We start from the raw sequence: 22,633 nt of genomic DNA, 5'->3' as shown, positions 1-22,633 counted from the left end.
CGTGACTACAAAGTCAATGAATCCGGGGGCAACAGTGCGGGAGTCGGGCGGGGGGGCTTGAAAGGGTGCTGACGAAACGACGCTTGCCCGCGACCGGATCAGCCAACCATTATCTCTGGCTGACTGACCCCATCGCGGGCAAGCAGGTGTCGCTATGAATCCCGGCGCGAACAGTTACGCCTGTGGAGCCTTCTGCAGCTCAAACAGCAACAGCGAACGCGGCGTGACCGTGTACTCGCTGCCGAAATCGAACTGGTCCTTACCGTCGATCTCCGGCTGATTGGTGTCGATCAGGCTGGTCCAGTTGAGACCTTCCGGCACCTCCGGCAGCGTGAAGTTGACGCCGTCGTGGTGTGAATTGACCACCAGCAGCAGCGTCGCTTCGGAGCCGCGACGACGGATACCGGTTTCTTGCGCGCGGCCGTCCATCAACATGCCCAGGCAGCGGCCGTTCGGGTCTTCCCACTGCTCGATGGTCATCTCTTCGCCGCTTGGCGACAGCCAGGTCACATCCTTCACGCCCAGTTCTTCGTTGTAATCGCCCACCAGGAAGCGGCTACGACGCAGGATCGGGTACGACTGACGCAGCTTGATCAGACGCTTGACGAACGCCAGCAGGGCCTTGCCGTCTTCGTCCAGATCCCAGTTGACCCAGCCGATCTCGCTGTCCTGGCAATAGGCGTTGTTGTTGCCGTGCTGAGTACGGGCGAACTCGTCACCGGCAACCACCATCGGCGTGCCCTGAGCCAGGATCAGCGTCGAGAAGAAGTTGCGCATCTGGCGCAGGCGCAGCGCGTTGATTTCCGGATCGTCCGTCGGGCCTTCGACGCCACAGTTCCAGGAACGGTTGTCGTTGCTGCCGTCCTGGTTGTTTTCGTCGTTGTCCTCGTTGTGCTTCTCGTTGTACGACACCAGGTCGTGCAGCGTGAAACCATCGTGGGCGGTGATGAAGTTCACCGACGCATACGGGCGGCGGCCACGCTGGTTGAACAGGTTGCCCGACGCCGTCATGCGGTTGGCGAAGTCCGCCAGTTGGCCTTCATCGCCTTTCCAGAACGCACGGATGTTGTCGCGGAATTTGTCGTTCCACTCCGCCCAGCCCGGCGCGAAGTTGCCGACCTGGTAACCGCCTGGACCGCAATCCCAAGGCTCGGCGATCAGTTTCACCGAACGCAGCACCGGATCCTGGCGGCAGGCCACGAGGAAGCTGTGGCGCTCGCTGAAACCATCGTGGTAACGGCCGAGGATGGTGGCCAGGTCGAAGCGGAAGCCGTCGACGTGCATCTCGGTCGCCCAGTAACGCAGCGAATCGGTGACCATCTGCAGCACGCACGGGTGGCTCAGGTCGAGGGTGTTGCCGGTGCCGGAATCGTTGATGTAGTAACGCTTGTCATCCGGCATCAGGCGGTAGTACGAGGCGTTGTCGATACCACGCATCGAGAGGGTTGGGCCGCGCTCGTTGCCTTCGGCGGTGTGGTTGTAGACCACGTCCAGAATCACTTCCAGGTTGGCGTGGTGCATGTGCGCAACCATTTCCTTGAACTCGGAAATCTTGCCGTGGGCCAGGTAGCGTGGATCCGGGGCAAAGAACGCCAGGGTGTTGTAACCCCAGTAGTTGGTCATGCCTTTTTCCAGCAGGTGCTGGTCGTTGACGAAGGCGTGGATCGGCAGCAATTCGATCGAAGTGACGCCCAGACCTTTGATGTGCTTGATCACGTCATCGACCATCAGGCCGGCGAACGTGCCTTTGACTTCATCAGGCACCGACGGGTGACGCATGGTGAAACCGCGGGTGTGGGTTTCGTAGAAAATCGTCTTGTCCCACGGCACGTCGACGCGCTGTTCGCGGCCCCAGGTGTACGCAGGGTCGATGACCTTGCACTTGGGCACGAAGGGCGCGCTGTCACGCTCGTCGAAGCTCAGGTCGTCGTCCGGGTGACCGATGGTGTAACCGAACAGCGCCTCGGACCACTTCAGCTCGCCGACCAGTTGCTTGGCATACGGGTCGATCAGCAGCTTGTTATGGTTGAAACGGTGGCCGTTCTTCGGATCGTACGGACCATAGACGCGGTAGCCATAGACCTGACCCGGGTGGGCGTCGGGCAGGTAGCCGTGAAAGATCTCGTCGGTGTATTCCGGCAGCTCGATGCGCTCAAGCTCCACTTCACCGGCCGAGTCGAACAGGCACAGCTCGACCTTGGTGGCGTTGGCGGAAAAGATGGCGAAGTTGACGCCGAGGCCGTCCCAGCTGGCGCCGAGCGGGAAGGGCAGACCTTCCCGAATGCGCGATGCCGTGACTTCGGGGCTGCCAGCGTTGCCGGATTCATTCTGTGTAGCGGTGCTTTTATCTTGCGTGCTCATGTGTATTCCTGACGTTCGAATGAGTTCCTGAAGGCGAACAAAGCCGTGGCCTCAGTACGTGACTGCGCCATCGATGCAACAGGTTTGAAAATTACCGCAGGGTGACGACCGTTTTAAGGCGATCCCTGCGGTAGGGGTGTTAGCGGCGCAACAGTGACGCGTTAAAGCAGTTGATCAAGACGCAGGCTTGGCGGCAGCAGGCTTCTTGGCAGAAGACTTGGCCGCCGGCTTGGCCGGTTTGGCGGCAGCATCGGTACCGCTCGCCGCAGCCTTGGGTTTGGCGGGCGCCTTGGCTGCCGGTTTGGCGGCAGGCTTGGCGTCAGCTTTTGCCTCGGATTTACTGGCAGCCTGATCAGCGGAGCTGCCTGCTGATTTTGCGGCTGATGCGGCTGCGGGTTTAGCCGCAGGCTTGGCAGCAGATTTCGCCGCCGGTTTGGCTGCACCCTTCGCAGCGGGTTTGGCAGCGGCAGCCTTGGGCTCCGCTTTGCCGTCGAGCTTGGACTTCGCCGTCTTCGCAGCAGCCGGTTTTTTAGGCGACTTCGCCTCGGCGGCGGCCAACTTGCTAGCCATTTCCCAGTGGCGGGCATCTTGCCCATGTGGCTTGCCTTCCGTTTCCCAGATCTGGTGGGCAAGCTCGCTGATTCTTTTATCGTCGGCACTCATCTCGACACTCCCGGTATCACAAGGTTTGTATAAGCAGGTTTACAGAAATTTCCTTGAGCGCTGCGCTGAGCAACATTTCCTTGCTGGATGTGACTGTAGCCTGTGAAAAAAGTCCCTTCCAATTTGGATGTGAATCAGCGAACGGCAGGTTGATTCGTGTATCGCCCCAATTTGCTGCATTGATGAATGGAGTTTGCGCAGTGCCCAATAGTTCAGCCGGCAAGCGCGGAACCACAACAATAGCCCGCATCTCTTTCGTTACCCGGGCAAAAGCGATGACGTGATCGGCTTTTTCACCCACCACTTCAAGGGGTTGATATTCGCCTTCACTGAACAGCGCGGGGTACTCATTGCGCAGGCTAAGCACCTGGGCAATCAACGCCTGCTTGATCCGGCCGTCGTGCCACTGGTTCAACAGCTCGGTGACCGGCACGGATGCCTGCAACGCACGTTCGCGAGCGGGGTAATCCACCGGACGACGGTTGTCCGGATCCACCAGGCTGAAGTCCCAGAACTCAGTGCCCTGATACAGATCAGGCACACCGGGCGCAGTCATTCGCAGCAAAGTTTGCGCCAGACTGTTGAGCGCGCCGGCCGTCGCGATGCGATTGGCCGTGGCACCGATGGATTGACGCAGTGCCAGACCGTCGGCGTTCAGCAGCAAGTGCTGGAGAAACTCGCGGCACGCTGTCTCGTACGGCTCGTTGGGCGCGCTCCAGCTGCTCTGCAGTTTGGCTTCGCGCAGGGCCTTTTCCTGCCACTGGGTCAGGCGCTTGGCATAGGCTTCGAAAGCCGGCTCGCCTTCGAGGTCCAGCGGCCAGCTGCCGATGATTGCTTGATACAGCATCAGCTCGTCACCCGGGCTGATGTGGGTGTCATCCACCTTGAGCGGCGCCGACAGCTGCTGCCAGCGCTCGACCTGCTCGGCGTACCACGGCGCCAGTTCGCTGAGCACGGCCAGACGGGTGCGGGTGTCTTCGCCACGCTTGTGGTCATGGGTCGCGGTGGTCAGCAGGTTGTTCGGGAAGCTCTTGTGCCGCTCGATGGAGACGTGATGAAACGCCTCCACCGGCGCACTGAAATGTTGCGGGTGGAAACCCACATCGTTGCGCGACAGCAACACGGCGGAGCGATAGAACGACGTGTCTTCCACCGATTTAGCCGCCACTGGCGATGTCAACTGCTGGAAACGGTTGCCGGCCTTGCGGCGCATTTCGCGCAACCGGCCCGTCGGGTAGTCGCGCAGCTTCTCGCCACCCAGCCACAGCTTGAGGGAATCCAGCACCGGCCAGTCGCCTTCGCTGAGCATCTCCCGCGCACCGTCCATGGCCTGCTGGAAGAAGCGCTCGTCTTCGGCAGAACGGCCGCAGGCGGTGAGGTAGGTGCGGTAGACCGGGAAGTTGCTAACCAGCGCCAGCAGCGCGCGGCGGATGGCACCGAGGGTCATGTCGCGGGTCATCACGTCACTGCGCGAGACCTGCAGCAGTGCCTGGGCCAGGTTTTCGAAATCACCTGCCAGAGTGCCGTGGAGGACCAGATCGCGGGCTTCCAGCACTTCCTGATTGAAGTCGGCCGTGCGTCCGCTGATGCGGCTCCACAGCTCGCCCAGTACGGCTTCACCTTTCGGATCGTGCTGCAGCAGCGACACCTGGTTCATGAATTCATAACCGGTGGTGCCGTCGACGTTCCAGTCAGTGCGCAGTTGCTCGTCGGGGCCGAGGATCTTCTCGACGAAAATCGGCAGACGTTCCAGTTCGGTGCCGGCCGGGCGCAGTTTCATCAGGCTGTCGACGCGACGACGCAGCTTGCGGCAATACCCGCGTGGGTCGGCGAGGCCATCGATGTGGTCGATGCGCAGACCGTCCACAAGCCCTTTGGCGATGAGCTCGAAAATCTTCCCGTGGGTTGCTTCGAACACCTGCGAACGCTCGACCTTCAGGCCGCCCAGCTCGTTGATGTCGAAGAAACGCCGCCAGTTGATGTCGTCACCCGCGGTGCGCCAGCTCGCCAGACGATAGTCCTGCTGCTCAAGCAAACGGTGCAGGCGGTCGAAGCCTTCCGGGGTGCTGGAATCAAACTGCGCGAGACCTTCTTCAACGGCCTTGACCAGCTCGGGTTTGGCCTTCACCGCTTCGGCCAGCTCAGCCTTGGCCTGACGGGCACGCTCGTAAGCCTGCGGATAGTTGTCGAGGTCGGCGAAGCGCTGGGCCAGTTCATCCAGGTCGGAACGCTTCGCTGCCTTCAACAGCGGCGCGTACGTGGCCGGGTTGATCGGGAAGAGATGCTGATAGTGCTCGGCGTGGAAGGTACCGTGCTCCGCATCGAAACGCAGGGGCACTTCACCGTTCTGCAACACGGTGCCGTAGTCGGTGCTCAGGAACGGCAGCAACAGTTGGCCCTTGAGCAGCGGGTCTGGAGAATTCCACTGGATGTCGAAGAACTTGGCGTACGGGCTGCGCTGGCCCCATTCGAGCAGGTCGAGCCACCAGGGATTGTCGTTGCCGCCGACTGCCATGTGGTTGGAGACGATGTCGAGAATCAGGCCCATGCCGTGCTCACGCAGCGCCGCGACCAGACGCAGCAAGGCCGGCTCACCGCCCAGTTCGGGGTTGATCACCCGCGGGTCGACCACGTCGTAACCGTGCATGGAACCGGCGCGGGCTTTCAGCAGTGGCGAGGCGTAGATGTGGCTGATGCCCAGGCTGGCGAAGTACGGCACCAGCTTGGTGGCGTCGTCCAGCGTGAAGTCTTTGTGAAACTGCAGGCGCTGGGTGGCGCGCAGGGATTTAAGAGGGGTACTCATTTTTGATCACGCTCCGCGGCTTGTTGCCGTGCCGCTGCCAGAATTTCAAGTCGTCGTGCTGCATCGGCGTTGTTCAGCAGAGAACCGCTGTCGCCGTTAAGCCGACGTCGCCAATTGGGATGACTGTCGATGGTGCCGGGGAAATTCGCCTGCTCATCGATGCCGAGGGCGTCCTCGATCGGGAGCAGCACCAACGGCGCCGGGGTGTGGCCGAGGTACGCAATGCTGTAGTCGATGACGTCTTTCTCGCTGATATTTTCACCGCCGCTGGGCAGGGTGTAGTTCTGCTTGAGCGCCGTGATCAGACCCTTGCGTTCCCGTTCGCGGCCGTCGCGCATCTTCTGCTCGGCGTCGTCATCGACAAGCCCGAGTTTTTTGTTCCAGTCGACATCCAGTTCGCTCAGCCAACCGGTGAGGGTGGGCAGGTCGTGGGTGCTGGTGGTGGCCAGTGCGTCTCTGGACCACTTCGTGATGGGCTTGAACGTCGCGTCGTCCTGTTCGAACAGCAGCACGCGCATCCCGAGGATCTCGCGCTCGGACAGCTTCTCGTGCAGACCTTCGGGCACCGTGCCGAGGTCTTCGCCCAAAACGATTGCTTCGTGACGCCACGATTCCAGGCTCAACAGCCGCAGCATGTCGTCCAGCGGGTAATTCAGGTAAGCGCCTTCACTCGCCGGGGATCCCAACGGGACGACCCACAGGCGCTGCAGCCCCATCACATGGTCGATGCGCAGGCCACCGGCGTGGGCGAAGTTGGCCCGCAGCATTTCGATGAACGCCTGAAAACCATTGCGCTTCAGGCCGGTCGGCGAGAACGCCGAGATGCCCCAGCTCTGGCCCAAGCGGTTGAGAATGTCCGGTGGTGCGCCCACGGTCAGCGAGGAGAGCAACTCGTCCTGACGACTCCAGGCCTGGCTGCCGGCACCGTCGGCACCCACAGCCAGATCACCGATCAGGCCGACGCTCATGCCGCTCGATCGTGCGGCGGTCTGGGCGCGTTCGAGGCCACGCGCGATCAGCCATTGCGCGAAGGCGTGGAAACCGATCTCTTCGCCGTGCGCCTTGGCGAACGCGTCGAGGGCAGGGTTACGCGGGTTCTTATACTGCTCCGGCCATTCATGCCAGTTGCCGCCAATGCCCAATTCGTCGCCCGCATCACGCAGGGCTTCGAAACGGCAGTGGTTTTCCAGGGCTTCACCGCCCGCTTGGCGGAAACTCTTGAAGTCCTCGTGGAAGGGATGATCGCTGCCGATGAAGCCGGCATACAGCTCGCGCAGCAGGGCATATTTTGCTTTGGCGGCGGCGGGCCATTCGATCAGCTCCAGTGATTCCAGACGCTTGAACTCGTCGGCCAGGCCGGCTTTCTCGATTGCCAGCTCAACCGCGCGGTCACCGAGAATGGTCCCCGGCGCCGCATACAGCGCGTTGAGGAACAGGCGGCTGGACGGCGAGTACGGGCTGTAGCGCTCGCTGTCGTTGGAGAACATCGCGTGAACCGGGCTGATCGCCACGGCCGAGGCACCACGGGTGCCTGCAGCGCGTACGAAAGCCTCCAACCCCTGGGTATCGCCGATACCGCCATCACCTTCACGGCGCAGGTAGTACAGCTGAGTGGTCAGGCCCCAGTCGCGGGCGATTGCTTTCTTGCTGGCCATGTTCAGGCTGTAGCACGTCTTTGGCGCGACGGCGACGGTCAACTGCTGGCCGCCCACGTCCAACTGGTGATAACCCACTGTGGCCAAGCCGGGCAGGCCAGCCTTGTCGGTGAGCTTCGCTTCAAGCAGCGAGCCGTCTTCCAGGGTCAGCGTGAACGCGGTGGCTGGGGCGAACCAGCTCGACAGGTCGAGATCCTTGCCATGATCGACGGTCATCAACGGCGGCGGGGTGGCCGGCTGACTTTCTTCGTTCAGGCGTTTGAGGCTGGCTTCGACGTCTTCTTCTGTCTCGGCGGGGTAACCCAGGCCGCCGAGGACCTTGCGCAGGACCTCGGGGCTTACGTGTTGCGGTTTGGCGTTGGCGTCCTTCCAGTCAACCGACAGGCCCGCCTGGGCTGCCAGTTTTTCCAGTTGCTCATTGCTCATCCTGTTCCTCCACAACGTCACTCGATTTCAGGCTGACAATGGCCGTGTATGGATTGAGGGTGGCGGATGGGGAAAGTTCTGCGGACTTGGCACGGGATTGATGAAGCACTCTGTAGCCGGTGTGATCATCAGTGTCGACCGCCTCGCTGCCGAGGTTCAGATCAATGCGCAACTCGCTGCCGTCGCCCAGCTTCCAGCGTGCGCTGACGGCTTTGTCGCCGAGCTCTTTCACGCCCAACGCACCGGCGCCGTGCAGGCGAGGGAACAGCTCGGTCTTGCGAATCTGCAGCAAGGTTTTGTAGAGCTCAAGCCAGTTGCGATGGTCCTGACCCTTGTCGGTTTCCAGCAGCAGCGCATCGAACGCCGGACGCGAGGCCTCGAAAGTTTTAAGAGCATTGGGATCAGGGATCTGCTCGCGCTTGGCCGGATCCTTGAACGCGGCGAAATCCTTGAACTCGCCACGACGTCCTTCACGCACGGCATCTGCCAGCTCGTCATGGAAGTCAGTGAAGAACAGAAACGGCTCGCTTGCGCCCCACTCATCGCCCATGAACATCAGCGGGATCATCGGTGACAGCAGCAACAGCGCGGTCGCCGCCTGCAATGCAGGGGGCGGGCTCAGCTGAACCAGACGCTCGCCGAAGGCCCGGTTGCCGATCTGGTCGTGGTTCTGCAGAAACAGCACGAAAGAGGTCGGCGGCAGATGGCCGCTCGGTTCGCCCCGGGCGTGGCCATGACGGGTGGATTCGCCTTGATAGACAAAGCCTTCGCCCAGCAGACGCGCAAGCTTTTGCGTGGGTTTTTCGGCGAAGTCGGTGTAGTAAGCGTCGGTCTCGCCGGTCAGCAGGACGTGCAGCGTGTTGTGGCCGTCATCGTTCCACTGGGCGTCGTAGCCCTGATCCATGCGTCCGGCTTCGTTGAATTCGTTTTCCAGGGTCAGCCACACGTGACGCTCCGACGGAATCGTCTCGCGTACGTGTTCTGCCAGGTCTTGCAGAAAAGTCGGGTCTTCGATGGCGTGCACGGCGTCGAAACGCAGGCCGTCGAAGCGGTAGTTCTGCAGCCACATCATCGTGTTGTCGATAAAGAAGTCGTGTACTTCACGGCGGCGGAAATCGATTGCGTCGCCCCACGGCGTCTTCTTGTCGCTGCGGAAGAAATGGCTGGCGTAGGCGCCGAGGTAATTGCCGTCCGGGCCGAAGTGGTTGTAGACCACGTCCAGAATGACCGCGAGGCCCAACCCGTGGGCGGTGTCGATCAGGTGCTTGAGTTGGTCGGGCGTGCCATAGGAGGACTGCGCGGCATAAGGCAACACGCCGTCGTAGCCCCAGTTGCGATCACCCGGGAACTGCGCGATGGGCATCAGCTCGATGGCGGTGATGCCGGTGTCCACCAAATGCTGCAGACGCTGTTCAACGCCTTCATAGCCACCCAGTGCACCGACGTGCAGCTCGTAGATGACCGCCTCGTGCCAGGGCCGTCCCTGCCACTCGGTGTTCTTCCATTGGTAGGCGGCCTGGTCGACGACGATGCTGTAGCCGTGCACGTCGCCGTCCTGGGCCCGGGAGGCCGGGTCGGGAACGGTGAGATTGTTTTGTCCATCGAGAGCGACGTTGAAGCGATAGCGCGTGCCAGCTCCACACTCGGTTTCGACCACGAACCAGCCGTCCTGCTCTGGCTGAAGGGCCTGTGCAGGCCCGTTTTCGAATTCGACGCTGACGCTTTGGGCGTCCGGTGCCCAGAGGGCAAACCGGGTGTGTTGTGGATCCAGCATGACGGCGCCGTGGCGCCAGTTTTGATCCGTGCGCGAAGGCATCCGTAATTCCTTGATCAGTGGGTTTTCAATAATGCAGTGCCACGCCTGCGTTTTTCTTCAGCAGCTCCTGGTAAAGATCGGCGTAGGGTTCTACTGCCTTGTGCCAATCGAACGGAGCGGCCATGGCGCGGCAGCGCATGGCGTTGAGCAGCAATGGACTTTCGAAGACCTTGAACGCGCGGGTCAGGGCTTCGGTGTAGCTCTCGACCGTGGATTCGTCGAACAGGAAACCGGTGCAGCCGTCTTCGATGGTGTCCGCGAGACCGCCAGTGCGGCGTGCGATCGGCAGGGAGCCGAAGCGCTGCGCGTACATCTGGCTCAGGCCGCAAGGCTCGTAGCGCGAAGGCATCAGCAGAAAATCACTGCCGGCGAACATGCGACGTGCGTCGGTTTCGTTGAAGCCCACACGGACACTGACCTGCCCCGGGAAGCGGGCGGCGAGGGCGCGCATGGCGTCTTCTTCTTCAGGTTCGCCACGGCCGATGATCGCAATCTGGCCGCCGTTGTTGACGATGTGCTCGGCAACCCCGATGGTCAGGTCCAGACCCTTCTGGTAAACCAGACGGGAGACCACGGCGAACAGCGGGCCGGTGGAAGGCTCCAGTTCAAACAGCTCGCGCACGTAGTCAGCGTTGATTTCCTTGCGTGTCCACTCGTTCGGAGCGAAGCGGCAGATCAGGTGCTCGTCGGTGGCAGCGTCCCAGCTCTCGTCGATGCCGTTGGGAATGCCGCTGAGCTGACCGCGGTCGGCTTTGCTCTGCAGGAAGCCTTCCAGGCCACAGCCAAAATCCGGGGTGGTAATTTCTTTGGCGTAGGTCGCGCTCACAGTCGTGATATGGCTGGAATACGCCATGCCGGCCTTGATGAACGACAGCTGACCGTAAAACTCCATGCCTTCCGGGCTCAATGCTGAGTCGGGAATGCCCAGCTCACGGCTGGAGGCAATGCTGACAAAGCCCTGATACGCCAGGTTGTGGATAGTGAAGATCGACGGCGTGGTCTGGCCGCGCCATTTCATGTACGCCGGCGCCAGGCCTGCTGGCCAGTCGTGAGCGTGAACGAGCTCGGGGCACCACTGGGTCTTCACCGCGCCGGCCGCAAAGTCGGCAGCCGCCAGGCCCAGGCGGGCAAAGCGAATATGGTTGTCAGACCAGTCGCGGCCGTCATTGTCACCGTAGGGCGTGCCTTCACGCTCGTACAACTCGGGACAGATCAGGACGTAAATGACCAGACCGTCTTTCATGTCCATCCGGCCGATCTTGCAGGGAGGCAGCGCGGCGTGACCGGGCAGCTCGCTGATGATGTGGATCGGGTTGCCACTATTGATGACCTGTGGATAGCCGGGAATCAGCACGCGTACATCGTGCAGGTGGCGCATGGCGCGCGGCAGTGCGGCAGACACATCGCCCAGGCCGCCGGTTTTCACCAGGTCGGCCATCTCTGAAGTCACGAACAGGACTTTCTTGCGGGTCACCGAAGAAATCACTGGTTGAACAGGAGGCAGTTGCAGCACGGGTGCGCTCGTCGTTGCGAAGACCGGCAGATGGGTCAGCTCGCTGGCCGGCTGATTAAAACTCTCTCCCTTCTGGGTTTTGACAGCGGCACTAATCATCGTTTTCTCCAGTTCGATATGCAGTGTTGGTACAGCACTTAAGGTGTAAGCAGCCATTTCCTATGGCCAGGCACACAAGACCTACGCAAGATCGATACCCATTTACCGACTGCACATTAGAGGACAAGGTGAAAGCGGACTCTGCTTCGATTTTTCAACAGCATAGTTGCTCTATTCACATGACCCATGCGCCTGTGCAGAAGTTTCGACAATTTTTCCGGGCCATGTCTGGCATGCGGGATTGCGATGCGGGGTATTGTGGAATTCAGGGTGATGAAGCGATCTGCGAGGCCCTGAATGCGCCGTTGTGGAGCATGGGGTGTAGGCCTTGTTACAGGGGTGCCGTCGGTCGGATTGTTGGACAATTACCGGGCCGATGGTCTATCCGCGCGCAGCCCCTGCGCTGTTGTGGGACACCGTAGGCACAATTTGCTCGCGCTGCCTTTTCCCGGTGCGCGCCGGAAGAATTCCTGACCGATCAGAGACATTTCCTACTTCTGTATAAGGATATTTTTTCGGCCAGGGCGTTAGAATCGCCGCCACGCGGCACGTCGGCACACTGAGTCGACTGCCTGTTGAGGTTTCTCCAGCGGTAGAGGAAGTCAATGCAAGCCCCTGAGGTTCTGGTACTGCAAGCCAGCTACAGCAATTCGGTTCACGCAGAAGCGATCGGATTTCTGCTTAATCAATACGCCGAAGACGCCATGGGTGGCGGTCAGTCGCTGTCCATGGACACCCGTCAGCAATTGGCGATCGAACTGGCCAAGCGCCCCCATGCGTTCAGCGTGCTGGCGTTCATCGCCGGCGAGCCGGTCGGCCTGGTCAACTGCTTCGAGGGCTTCTCGACCTTCGCCTGCCGGCCATTGGTCAACGTGCATGACGTGGTGGTGATCGCCTCCGCGCGAGGCCAGGGAATCAGCCAGAAGATGCTGGCCAAAGTCGAGGAAATCGCCCGCCAGCGCGGCTGCTGCAAAATCACCCTGGAAGTGCTCGAAGGCAACGAAGCCGCCAAAGGCGCGTACCGCAAGCTTGGATTTGCCGACTACCAGCTGGACCCGCAAATGGGTCGCGCGCTGTTCTGGCAGAAGTCGCTCTAGCGAAGCGCTGTCAGCGGGACCGGCTTCAGCCGGGAAGAGGCCGGTTTGAACACCTTCAATTTTATGGTGTGACGCAATAAGGCTTCCCGGCTAAAGCCGGTCCCACTCAATACCCGCGGTGTTTCTGTTGTTGCCCAGGCAACACCTTCCAAACCATTTGTAACAGTTCTGTCCTGTAAGGCGATTCCGAGAGCGCGATAGGATCGCCTCCCGTATTGCTTTCAGGACACACATGTCGCTCTCTCTGGAACCTCCCAGTCGCCGATTCCCCTCAAACAGGGTCGCAGGCGTTCACGTCGCTTTATCCCGCTTAAACAAGATTTCTGTCTGGCTCGACCTGCCTTCCGGCACGTCGGGCCTTTTCGTGTCTGTGCCATTGATCGAGAAGGGGCGCTGACCCATGGAGTGGATTGCTGATCCCACGGCCTGGCTTGGCCTGTTGACCCTGATTGTGCTTGAGCTGGTGCTTGGCATCGACAACCTCGTTTTCATTGCCATCCTCGCCGACAAGCTGCCGCCCGAGCAGCGCGACCGCGCGCGGGTGCTCGGCCTGTCGCTGGCGTTGATCATGCGCCTGGGCCTGCTCGCGAGCATTTCGTGGATGGTGACGCTGACCGAGCCGCTGTTCGAGATTTTCGAGAAGAGCTTCTCCGGTCGTGACCTGATCATGCTGTTCGGCGGTGTGTTCCTGCTGTTCAAGGCGACCATGGAATTGCACGAGCGCCTCGAGGGCCACGTCGCCCAGCGGGCGGGCAGCACAACCTACGCGCTGTTCTGGCCGATCGTTGCGCAGATCGTCGTGCTCGACGCGGTGTTCTCGCTGGACGCCGTGATCACCGCCGTGGGCATGGTCGATGAGCTGTCGATCATGATGATCGCCGTGGTGTTCTCGATCGCCATCATGATCATCGCCAGCAAACCGTTGACCGCCTTTGTAAACGCTCACCCGACCGTCATCATGCTGTGCCTGGGCTTTCTGATGATGATCGGCTTCAGCCTGACCGCCGACGGCCTGGGTTTCCATATCCCCAAGGGCTATCTGTACGCGGCCATCGGTTTTTCGATCCTGATCGAGGTGTTCAACCAGATCGCCCGTGCCCGCCGCAAACGCAGCGTGAAAGGTGACTTGCCACGCCGCGAGCGCACCGCCCATGCCGTGTTGCGCCTGCTGGGTGGCCGCAGGCCGAGCGCCGAGGAGCTTGGTGAGGAGATCGCCGACATGCTCGATGGCGACAGCGACGAAGTGGTGTTCGACCGCCGCGAGCGGGTGATGATCAGCGGCGTGCTGCAATTGGCCCAGCGGCCCATTCGCGGTGTGATGACGGTGCGCAACGACGTCGACGTGATCGATCTGGATGACACGCCGGAAGGCATTCGCCAGCGACTGGTCAACTCGTCGTACTCGCGACTGCCGCTGATCCGCGGGGGCCGCATCGACGAGCCGCTGGGCTTCGTGCACAAGAAGGAAATGCTCAACGCCTGGCTGTCCGGTACCGAGCCGAACATCGAACACTTGGCCCGGCCGACGCTCAATCTGCTGGAGAGCTTCTCGATCCTCAACGCCCTGGAGCAGATGCGCGCGCAGTCCACGCACATCGCCTTCGTGATCAACGAATTCGGCGATTTCGCCGGCATCCTGACCATGACCGACATCCTCGAATCCATCGCCGGCGAGCTGCCGGACGCCAGTGAAATCGAGGGCCCGGACTTGATCGAAGAGGGCGGGGGCGTGCTGGTCAATGCCGCCATGAACCTCAGTCACCTGCGCGAACGCATCGGCTTCAAGGCGCGGGCGACCGGTGATTATCAGACCCTGGCGGGACTGGTGGTGAGCCTGCTGGATCGTTTGCCGGTGATTGGCGACGAATTGCAGTGGGAGGGTTGGCACCTGAAGGTCGTGCAAGTGCAGGAGCGGCGGGTGACCCGCGTGCTGCTGCGTCAAGCACCGGCTCCATAACCCTGGTTGAAGCACAACCCATTCCGACGAACACAAAAAAGGCCTGCATTGCGCAGGCCTTTTCGTTTGCAGCGAACGTTACTTCGCCTTTTTTACTTTTGCACCACTTCGGGCATGGTCCCGGGCTGGCTGGCGGCCTTTTCCATATGGGCAAAATCACTCAGCCCCTTCGGCGCATAGGGGTCGCCGATCATGCGTGGGCGCGCCTTGAAGTCCAGGCTCACAAGGCTTTTGGTGGTATCGAGTTCATCAAAGCTCAGGCCTGCCAGTTGCGCCCAGGTATGGATCAGGTTCGAACTGGTGTAGGGCCGATCGTGGATGCTCTCGAAATTCCAGTCATGGGTCTGCTTCCACTTCGGCGAGGCGTAGGCAATGAAGGGCACGGTGTACATCGGGATGGTCGGTTTGTTCTCGTTGCGGCCCAGAGTGTTGCGGCCTGGCGAGTCATAAACGTCTTCGCCGTGGTCCGAGAGGTACAGCAGGAAGCCGTTCGGGTCGGCCTTGCCATATTCCTTGATCAGGCTGGAGACCACGAAATCGTTGTACAGCACGGCGTTGTCGTAGCTGTTGTAGAACTCCAGCTTGCTGTCATCGATGTCCGCTGGTACGCCGTCACGTCCGCTGAATTTTGCGAACTCCTCCGGGAAGCGGTACTGATAGGCCATGTGGGTACCGAGCAGGTGCACCACGATCAGTTTGCGCGGCGCGGCATCGGTCAGCGCTTTGGTAAAAGGCGCGATCACGTCGCCGTCGTACTGGCGAGCGTTCTGGTTGCGGTTGTTATTCAGGTAGACCTGTTCGTCAGCCTGTTCGGAAAAGGTGGTCAGCATCGTGTTGCGCTTGGTCATCGTCTGCTGGTTGGTGATCCAGAACGTCTTGTAGCCCGCCTGTTTCATCACGCTGACGATCGACGGCGTCTTCAGGTAAAGGTCCGGGTTTTCCTCATCGGCGAAGGTCAACACCTGCTGCAGCGCCTCGATGGTGTAAGGCCGAGGCGTGATGACGTTATTGAACACCTGCAGCTGGTCCTTCATGGCGTCCAGGTTCGGTGTGGTCTGGCGCGGGTATCCATAAAGGTGCATGCGCCCGCGGTTGGTCGACTCTCCGATCACCAGCACCAGGGTGGTGGGCAGATTGGCCTGCTGGTCCTTGAGGTTTTTCAGCGGCGCAATGTTGCTGCTGCTGGTCAGCATGTCCTGCATGCCATCCAGTTGCTGGGTGTAACGGTGATAGGCAACGATCATCTGCCATGGCACCGCTGGCTCGATGCGCGACTCGAAGGCTTCGAGGGCCGAGGCGGTGTCGTCGTGGCGGGCCAACTGTTTGGCCAGCGGGTAACCGATGATGCCGATCAACAGCGCTGCCGCAACGGCGTAGGCGCGAGCGCGTGGCATGTACACCGGACGCAGGCGTGTCCACAGGAAGATCGCGAACGCGGTGTGGGCGATGAACGCCAGCACGATCCACCACGCGAAGTATTGGGTCATGTACTCGCCGGCTTCAGAGATGTTCGATTCGAACATGATGAAGATGACGCTCTGGGAAAACTCCTGCTGGTAAATGAAGAAGTAACCCAGGCTTGCCATGGAGCAGGCCCACAGAATCACGCCGATGACCGCAGCCATGATGCGGGTCTTTTGCGGGAACATCAGCATGGGCGCGAGCCAGATGCCGCTGATCACGAACGCCTGACGGAAGCCGGCAAAACCGGTGATGCCGGTCAGTTGGATAAGCAGTTGCGTGATGCCGGAGAAGTACCAGAAAAACACGAACAGCCAGATCACTCCCGCCCAGTCGAACCCTTTCGGAGTCGTAGTGCTCCGTTTCATCGTTGTCATCAAGCGCTCCGCTATAGACCGTTCAGGCGACCAAACACCGCCCGAATGAATTCAAGTGCCAGCATCTGGCCAGCAATCAATGTGTTGAGGGTCGGGATTATGTTTTCAACGGGGTGAAAATTTTGTCAGGAGGGTGTTGCGAAACCGCCAAAATCGGCTAAAGGCGCGGAGGCTAGAGCAGGGCGGGGAACGTAACGGCGTGTGTCGGGTCCGACGGAGGGTCGAAAACCGTGTCAAGTGTGCGGCAATGCAAGGCGCTGCCGAGGTACGGCGGAGGGTGGATTCAACGATGCGCCGGCAAGCCTGCAGATCGGGCTTGCCTTGAAGGGTGTGGTGCGGGGAGTCGTGAATCAGGCGTGCAGGGCGGTGCCGTTGCCGATGAGCTGGGCGTGTTGCAGCATCGAAGTCAGCTGGGCGACTTTGTTCTGCAATACGGCGCGTTCTTCCCTGAGCTGGCGCAGCTCGTCACGACGGATTGTGACGTAAAGGGTCTGTGGAGCGTTGGCTGTCAGTACTGTGCCCATTGCACACCTCGCAAATGGCGGGTTCAACTTCATAAGGTTCAAGCAAGGACGTCTGCTACCTGGCAAATCCTGCTCACTACCTCTATCGGCCGGAATTCTGATTTCTTTTGCGTAAAAAAGGAACTTTTTTATTTATGATTGTCGCGAACGTTTCTTGATCGCGAAAACCTGCGTCATAGGGCAGTCTTGCAGACCTCTGTGCCGATGCACATGAAACATTTTTCACCGGGAAACCATAGTTTGCCTCCCCGGACTAACCCACTATGCGGCACTGGGCTATAAACTGAGGCACCTCTGAATTTGATTAAGGAGCACCTCTACATGCAACTCGGGATTGTTGGACTAGGCCGCATGGGCGGCAACATCGCACGTCGACTGATGCTCAATGGCCACACGACCGTGGTCTATGATCGCGATGAGAAGTCTCGCACCGTGCTCGCCGCAGAAGGCTCGACCCCGGCAACAGACCTCGCCTCACTGGTCGCTGCCCTGGAAAAACCGCGAGCCGTCTGGGTGATGTTGCCTGCTGGCGCTCCAACCGAAGACACCATCAACGAGCTGGCCGACCTGCTCGATGCCGACGACGTGATCATCGACGGTGGCAACACCTTCTATAAGGACGACGTACGTCGCTCCGTGGCGCTGAAAGACAAAAACCTGCACTACGTAGACGTGGGCACCTCCGGCGGCGTCTGGGGCCTGGAACGCGGCTACTGCATGATGATTGGCGGTGAAACCGACGTCGTCACGCGCCTCGACCCGATCTTCAAGACCCTGGCCCCTGGCATCGGCGACATCCCGCGCACCAAGGACCGTTCCAAGGATGCCGATCCCCGCGCCGAGCACGGTTACATCCACGCCGGCCCGCCGGGCGCAGGCCACTTCGTCAAGATGATTCACAACGGCATCGAGTACGGCATGATGCAGGCCTTCGCCGAAGGCTTCGACATCCTCAAGACCAAGAACTCGGAAAACCTCCCTGTCGAGCAGCGCTTTGACCTGAACCTGGGCGACATCGCCGAAGTCTGGCGTCGCGGCAGCGTGGTCTCCTCCTGGCTCCTGGACCTGACCGCCGACGCTCTGGCCACCGACCCACAGCTCAACGCCTATTCCGGCTCCGTCGCCGACAGCGGTGAAGGCCGCTGGACCATCGAAGCGGCCATGGAGCAGGCGGTGCCGGTTCCGGTGCTGTCCACTTCGCTGTTCGCCCGCTTCCGCTCCCGTCAACAAAGCACGTACGGCGACAAGATGCTGTCCGCCATGCGTTTCGGATTTGGTGGTCATAAGGAACCAAAATAATGGGTTTATCCCGCAGCAAGCAGAATGCTCCGGTCGCTCCGGCGACCACGCTGTTCCTCTTCGGCGCCCATGGTGACCTGGTCAAACGGCTGTTGATGCCGGCCCTCTACAACCTGTTTCGCGACGGGTTGGTGGGGGAGGACCTGCACATTGTCGGCGTTGACCACAACACCGTCAGCGATGCCGATTTCGCCAAGAAGCTCGAGGATTTCATTCGTCAGGAGGCGGCCAGCAAGGTCGCCCAGGGCGGCGAAGAGCCTCTGGATCCGGCGCTGTGGGGCAACCTGTCGAAGCGCATCACGTACATCACCGGCGATTTTCTCGACGATTCCACGTACGCGGACATCGACGCGAAGATCAAGAGCACGGGCACCCGCAACGCCGTGTTCTACCTGGCGACCGCGCCGCGTTTCTTCAGTGAAGTGACGCAGCGTCTGGGCTCTTCCGGGCTGATGGTCGAAGACGACGACAGCTTCCGTCGCGTGGTGATCGAGAAGCCGTTCGGCCACGATCTGCCCAGCGCTGTGGCATTGAACAACTGCTTGCTGAAGGTCATGAGCGAGAAGCAGATCTACCGGATCGACCATTACCTGGGCAAGGAAACGGTGCAGAACATTCTGGTCAGCCGTTTCTCCAACGGTCTGTTCGAGTCGTTCTGGAACAACCACTACATCGACCACGTGCAGATCACCGCGGCCGAAACCGTGGGCGTTGAGACCCGTGGCAGTTTTTACGAGACCACCGGCGCGCTGAGGGACATGGTGCCCAATCATCTGTTCCAGCTGCTGGCGATGGTCGCAATGGAACCGCCCGCTGCGTTTGGCGCCGATGCCGTGCGCGGCGAGAAGGCCAAGGTGGTCGGTGCGATTCGGCCCTGGTCGGAAATGGAAGCGCTGGCCAATTCGGTGCGCGGTCAGTATTCCGAGAGCAGCATCGATGGTAAGGCCGTCACCGGCTACCGTCAGGAAGACCGTGTCGATCCCGAGAGCAACACCGAAACCTACGTCGCCCTCAAGGTGATGATCGACAACTGGCGCTGGATGGGCGTGCCGTTCTACCTGCGCACCGGCAAGCGCATGAGCGTGCGCGACACCGAGATCGCCATCTGCTTCAAGCCGGCGCCCTATGCGCAGTTCCGTGATACCGATGTCGACAGCGTCGCGCCGAATTTCCTGAAGATCCAGATCCAGCCTGACGAAGGCATGTGGTTTGATCTGCAGGCCAAGAAGCCCGGCCCGACCCTGGACATGCAGACCATCGAGCTGGGTTTTGCCTACAAGGACTTCTTCGAGATGCAGCCGTCGACCGGGTACGAAACCCTGATCTACGATTGCCTGACCGGCGACCAGACCCTGTTCCAGCGCGCCGACAACATCGAGAACGGCTGGCGTGCCGTGCAACCGTTCATTGATGCCTGGGCCAAGGATCCGCAAGTGGACCTTTACCACGCAGGCGAGGACGGGCCCTCGGAGGCCGATGAGTTGCTGGCCCGTGACGGCCGCACATGGCAGCGCCTGGGATGAGTGACGTTTCGCAGCCCCTCATCCAGTTCATGCTGTCCGACATCGACGGCACGCTGCTGCACCCCGATCACAGCCTGAGCCAGGCCAACATCGATGCCGTGCGTAAATTGCAGGAGGCCGGGATTCATTTCTCGGTCGCCAGCAGCCGCCCGCCGCGGGCCATGCGTCAGCAGATCAAAGCCTTGGGCATCACGCTGCCGACCGTGGCGTTCAACGGCGCCAACATCATCAACCCGGACGGCAGTTTGTTGAAGGCCCACCGCATTGATGTCGCGGCGGCCCGCACCAGTCTGGAGTTGTTCGCCAGCGAGGCGGTGGCGGTCTGGGTCTTTGCCGATGACCAGTGGCTGCTGCTCAATCCCGAAGGGGATTACGTCGACCACGAACGCAACACGCTGGGTTACGACTTCGTTCAGGTCGACAGCTTCGACGAATACCTGGACCGCATCGACAAGATCGTCGCGGCGAGCAAGGACTTCGAGCTGCTCAAGCGCCTGGAGGCCACGCTCAACCCGCTGATCGCCAAGTCTGCGTTGGCAGCCCGTTCACAATCCTACTACCTGGACGTCACCGCGCTGGACGCCAACAAGGGCACTGCCCTTGAGACGCTGGCCGATGCGTTGGGCGTGCCGCTGGCCCACACCGCGGCGATCGGCGACGCGGGCAACGATGTGGCGATGTTCCTTCGCGCCGGGCTGTCGATTGCGATGGGGCAGGCCGAGGTGGGCGTCAAGACCCAGGCCAACTACGTTACCGACAGCAATGCCGATGACGGGCTGGCGAAGGCCATCGAGCGTTACATCCTGCCCCGTTGATTCGGGGCGGCGGTTGCGCTGCTACTCATGGGTACCGCTAATCAAGGGGCCGGCGCACAACAAGAATAAAGTGCTCACCAAGAGGGATGACCGCCCGATGGCTGTATTGATCGAAGATTACGCGCTGCTCGGCAACTGCCGGACCGCAGCGCTGGTGGCCCGCGACGGGTCGCTGGACTGGCTGTGTTTCCCGCGCTTCGATGCGCCGGCCTGTTTCGCCGCGCTGCTGGGCGACAGCAACAACGGGCGCTGGAAGCTGGCGCCGGTTGACGGCAGCACCCGGTCCCGCCGCAGCTACCGTGACGGCACACTGATTCTCGAAACCCTCTTCACCACCGACACCGGACAGGCGCTGCTCATCGACTTCATGCCCATGGAGACCGACAGCAGCGTGGTGCGCATCGTCGTTGGCGTAGAAGGGCGCGTGGATTTTTCCATGGATCTGGCGATCCGCTTTGACTATGGCAGCACCGTGCCGTGGGTGGAGAAGCGCGATCCGCACACCATGACCGCCGTTGCCGGCCCGGACATGCTGGTGCTGCGCACGCCCGCCGAACTGCACCCGATGGACCATCACACCGAGAGCCTGTTCAGCGTTGAAGCCGGTCAGCGGCTGGGCTTCGCGCTGTCCTGGCAGGCCTCCCACGAACCGGTGCGTGCGGGGTTCGATGTGGAATCGGCGCTGCAGCAGACCGAAACCTTCTGGCGTGATTTTTCAGGCCGCTGCCCGGATGTCGGCCCCTGGACGGATCAGGTCAAGCGTTCGCTGATCACCCTCAAGGCCATGACCTATGCGCCGACCGGCGGGATCGTTGCGGCGGTGACCACCTCGTTGCCGGAGCAACTGGGCGGCGAGCGCAACTGGGATTACCGCTTCTGCTGGCTGCGCGATGCGACCATGACCCTGCTGGCGTTCATGAACCTGGGCTACTTCGAAGAAGCGACCGCGTGGCGCAACTGGCTGCTGCGCTCGATCGCGGGCAACCCGGAACAGGTGCAGATCATGTACGGCCTGGCGGGGGAGCGGCGCTTGCTGGAGTATGAGTTGCCGTGGCTGGCCGGCTACGAGCATTCGCGTCCCGTGCGGGTCGGCAATGGTGCGGCCAGTCAGGTGCAGCTGGATGTGTACGGCGAAGTCGCCGACGCCATGACCCAGGCCCTTAAAAACGGCCTGCCGGCGCTGCCGCGCAGCACGGAGATCCAGAAAGTGATCATGCCGTTTCTGGAAAAAGTCTGGCATCAACCGGACGCCGGCATCTGGGAAATCCGCTCGGCACCTCGGCATTTCACCCATTCCAAAGTCATGGCGTGGGTGTCATTCGACCGCAATGCCGTGGTGTTGGCCAAGAGCGATAACCCGCAAGACCGCGAGCGGGGTCGGCATTATCGTGAGGTCGCCGATCAGATCCACGCCGACGTCTGCGCCCACGGCTTCGACGCAGAATTGGGCAGCTTCGTGCAGACCTACGGCGGCCAGGAAATGGACGCCAGTCTCCTGCAGATCGCGCTGACCGGCTTCCTCCCCGTCGACGACCCCCGCGTCACCGGCACCGTCACACGGATTGAACAGTCGCTGATGAAAGACGGCCTGCTGCTGCGCTACGACAGCGAACGCAGCACCGACGGCGTGTCGGGCAGCGAAGGGACCTTCCTGGTGTGTTCGTTCTGGCTTGCCGACGTCTACGTGCTGCAAGGCCGCGACGACGAGGCCCAAATCCTCTTCGAACGCCTGTGTGGCCTGTGCAACGACGTCGGCCTCCTCGCCGAACAATACGACCCCCAGCAAAACCGCATGCTCGGCAACTTCCCCCAAGCCTTCAGCCACATCGGCATCATCAACACCGCCCTGAACCTTCACCGCGTCATCTGCCCCGTAAAAAGCCGCGCGGCCGCTCGGTCTTAGTGGGGCAGGGCATTAGCCGATGTCGGTGATGGGGGGACAGGTTTTGCGTTACCCTCAGAGATTGATAGCGCTCACAGGGGCCTCTTCCCGGCTAAAGCCGGTCCCACTAAAAGCAACGCGTGCTGCAGCGGGATCGGCTCCGACTGTAGGACCGGCTTCAGCCGGGAAGCTTTTGCTTTTGCTCTTGCCGTTGCTTTTGATCTCCAAACACAAGATGTCCATTCACCGCCAATCGCGACTTGGGTGCAGGCTGAACGCAGGTCTCGCGCAGTGGGCCGAGCCGCATGGATGCGGCGAGAGCGCCGTCAGGGCATGGATGCCCGTTCGGCGCGGGCCCACGG

At 61.1% G+C, this 22,633-nt stretch carries 14 protein-coding genes; 6 read left to right on the top strand and 8 right to left on the bottom strand.

The genetic code is table 11. From position 1 onward, the window contains the following. Nucleotides 1-174: 174 nt before the first annotated feature. The 6 genes from glgX to glgA all read right to left on the bottom strand — a co-directional run bounded on the left by glgX (nt 175) and on the right by glgA (nt 11,336). Nucleotides 175-2,361, bottom strand: coding sequence for a glycogen debranching protein GlgX (glgX, locus tag QMX88_RS23120; protein WP_282372554.1), 2,187 nt, complete (start codon nt 2,359-2,361; stop codon nt 175-177). A 174-nt stretch (nt 2,362-2,535) separates the two neighbouring features. Then, the gene (locus QMX88_RS23115; protein ID WP_192172128.1) at nt 2,536-3,024 is read right to left on the bottom strand and encodes a DUF2934 domain-containing protein; all 489 of its coding nucleotides are present in this window, start codon (nt 3,022-3,024) and stop codon (nt 2,536-2,538) included. Nucleotides 3,025-3,040: 16 nt separating this feature from the next. Continuing rightward, a complete protein-coding gene (locus QMX88_RS23110) occupies nt 3,041-5,827 on the bottom strand; it encodes a malto-oligosyltrehalose synthase (RefSeq protein WP_282372553.1) in 2,787 nt (928 codons plus the stop codon). Further along, nucleotides 5,824-7,908, bottom strand: coding sequence for a 4-alpha-glucanotransferase (gene malQ, locus QMX88_RS23105; RefSeq protein ID WP_282372552.1), 2,085 nt, complete (start codon nt 7,906-7,908; stop codon nt 5,824-5,826). The genes QMX88_RS23110 and malQ overlap by 4 nt, the downstream gene beginning before the upstream one ends. Next, nucleotides 7,898-9,724, bottom strand: a complete 1,827-nt coding sequence (gene treZ / locus QMX88_RS23100; RefSeq protein ID WP_282372551.1) for a malto-oligosyltrehalose trehalohydrolase — start codon at nt 9,722-9,724, stop codon at nt 7,898-7,900. Before treZ ends, malQ begins: the two co-directional genes overlap by 11 nt. 25 nt (nt 9,725-9,749) lie before the next feature. Then, nucleotides 9,750-11,336, bottom strand: a complete 1,587-nt coding sequence (gene glgA / locus QMX88_RS23095) for a glycogen synthase GlgA (RefSeq protein ID WP_192172124.1) — start codon at nt 11,334-11,336, stop codon at nt 9,750-9,752. Nucleotides 11,337-11,941: 605 nt separating this feature from the next. On the opposite strand from glgA, the gene QMX88_RS23090 reads away from it, so the two are divergent. Together QMX88_RS23090 and QMX88_RS23085 are read left to right on the top strand one after the other, a co-directional pair. Next, nucleotides 11,942-12,433 carry a GNAT family N-acetyltransferase gene (locus tag QMX88_RS23090; protein WP_192172123.1) on the top strand — a complete coding sequence of 164 codons (492 nt, stop codon included), beginning with the start codon at nt 11,942-11,944 and terminating at the stop codon, nt 12,431-12,433. Between the two features lie 400 nt (nt 12,434-12,833). After that, nucleotides 12,834-14,390, top strand: coding sequence for a TerC family protein (locus QMX88_RS23085; RefSeq protein WP_282372549.1), 1,557 nt, complete (start codon nt 12,834-12,836; stop codon nt 14,388-14,390). Between the two features lie 92 nt (nt 14,391-14,482). Here QMX88_RS23085 and QMX88_RS23080 read toward each other — a convergent pair whose 3' ends face one another. Further along, nucleotides 14,483-16,228 carry a phosphoethanolamine transferase CptA gene (locus QMX88_RS23080; protein ID WP_282372547.1) on the bottom strand — a complete coding sequence of 582 codons (1,746 nt, stop codon included), beginning with the start codon at nt 16,226-16,228 and terminating at the stop codon, nt 14,483-14,485. 350 nt (nt 16,229-16,578) lie between these two features. Next, nucleotides 16,579-16,752, bottom strand: a complete 174-nt coding sequence (locus QMX88_RS23075) for a DUF6026 family protein (protein WP_192172120.1) — start codon at nt 16,750-16,752, stop codon at nt 16,579-16,581. A gap of 321 nt (nt 16,753-17,073) precedes the next feature. Here QMX88_RS23075 and gnd point away from each other — a divergent pair, with 321 nt between their 5' ends. The 4 genes from gnd to QMX88_RS23055 all read left to right on the top strand — a co-directional run bounded on the left by gnd (nt 17,074) and on the right by QMX88_RS23055 (nt 22,292). Beyond that, nucleotides 17,074-18,051 carry a phosphogluconate dehydrogenase (NAD(+)-dependent, decarboxylating) gene (gene gnd, locus QMX88_RS23070; protein ID WP_192172119.1) on the top strand — a complete coding sequence of 326 codons (978 nt, stop codon included), beginning with the start codon at nt 17,074-17,076 and terminating at the stop codon, nt 18,049-18,051. Further along, on the top strand, nt 18,051-19,574 hold the full coding sequence (gene zwf / locus QMX88_RS23065) for a glucose-6-phosphate dehydrogenase (RefSeq protein ID WP_282372545.1): 1,524 nt from the start codon (nt 18,051-18,053) through the stop codon (nt 19,572-19,574). The genes gnd and zwf overlap by 1 nt, the downstream gene beginning before the upstream one ends. Continuing rightward, nucleotides 19,571-20,389 (top strand): HAD family hydrolase, encoded by an 819-nt coding sequence (locus QMX88_RS23060; RefSeq protein ID WP_282372543.1) that lies wholly within the window; start codon nt 19,571-19,573, stop codon nt 20,387-20,389. Before zwf ends, QMX88_RS23060 begins: the two co-directional genes overlap by 4 nt. A 97-nt stretch (nt 20,390-20,486) precedes the next feature. Further along, a complete protein-coding gene (locus QMX88_RS23055) occupies nt 20,487-22,292 on the top strand; it encodes a glycoside hydrolase family 15 protein (RefSeq protein WP_282372542.1) in 1,806 nt (601 codons plus the stop codon). The last annotated feature ends 341 nt before the right edge of the window (nt 22,293-22,633 follow it).

Origin of the sequence: Pseudomonas sp. PS02290, from assembly GCF_029960075.1 — a bacterium.
Classification (GTDB): Bacteria; Pseudomonadota; Gammaproteobacteria; order Pseudomonadales; family Pseudomonadaceae; genus Aquipseudomonas.
This window is presented reverse-complemented; position numbering and strand designations above follow the sequence as displayed.

Excerpts from the sequence above, each read along its gene's own strand:
- glgX (WP_282372554.1), bottom strand. The coding sequence starts at position 2,361 with ATGAGCACGCAAGATAAAAGCACCGCTACACAGAATGAATCCGGCAAC.
- QMX88_RS23115 (WP_192172128.1), bottom strand. The coding sequence starts at position 3,024 with ATGAGTGCCGACGATAAAAGAATCAGCGAGCTTGCCCACCAGATCTGG.
- QMX88_RS23110 (WP_282372553.1), bottom strand. The coding sequence starts at position 5,827 with ATGAGTACCCCTCTTAAATCCCTGCGCGCCACCCAGCGCCTGCAGTTT.
- malQ (WP_282372552.1), bottom strand. The coding sequence starts at position 7,908 with ATGAGCAATGAGCAACTGGAAAAACTGGCAGCCCAGGCGGGCCTGTCG.
- treZ (WP_282372551.1), bottom strand. The coding sequence starts at position 9,724 with ATGCCTTCGCGCACGGATCAAAACTGGCGCCACGGCGCCGTCATGCTG.
- glgA (WP_192172124.1), bottom strand. The coding sequence starts at position 11,336 with ATGATTAGTGCCGCTGTCAAAACCCAGAAGGGAGAGAGTTTTAATCAG.
- QMX88_RS23090 (WP_192172123.1), top strand. The coding sequence starts at position 11,942 with ATGCAAGCCCCTGAGGTTCTGGTACTGCAAGCCAGCTACAGCAATTCG.
- QMX88_RS23085 (WP_282372549.1), top strand. The coding sequence starts at position 12,834 with ATGGAGTGGATTGCTGATCCCACGGCCTGGCTTGGCCTGTTGACCCTG.
- QMX88_RS23080 (WP_282372547.1), bottom strand. The coding sequence starts at position 16,228 with ATGACAACGATGAAACGGAGCACTACGACTCCGAAAGGGTTCGACTGG.
- QMX88_RS23075 (WP_192172120.1), bottom strand. The coding sequence starts at position 16,752 with ATGGGCACAGTACTGACAGCCAACGCTCCACAGACCCTTTACGTCACA.
- gnd (WP_192172119.1), top strand. The coding sequence starts at position 17,074 with ATGCAACTCGGGATTGTTGGACTAGGCCGCATGGGCGGCAACATCGCA.
- zwf (WP_282372545.1), top strand. The coding sequence starts at position 18,051 with ATGGGTTTATCCCGCAGCAAGCAGAATGCTCCGGTCGCTCCGGCGACC.
- QMX88_RS23060 (WP_282372543.1), top strand. The coding sequence starts at position 19,571 with ATGAGTGACGTTTCGCAGCCCCTCATCCAGTTCATGCTGTCCGACATC.
- QMX88_RS23055 (WP_282372542.1), top strand. The coding sequence starts at position 20,487 with ATGGCTGTATTGATCGAAGATTACGCGCTGCTCGGCAACTGCCGGACC.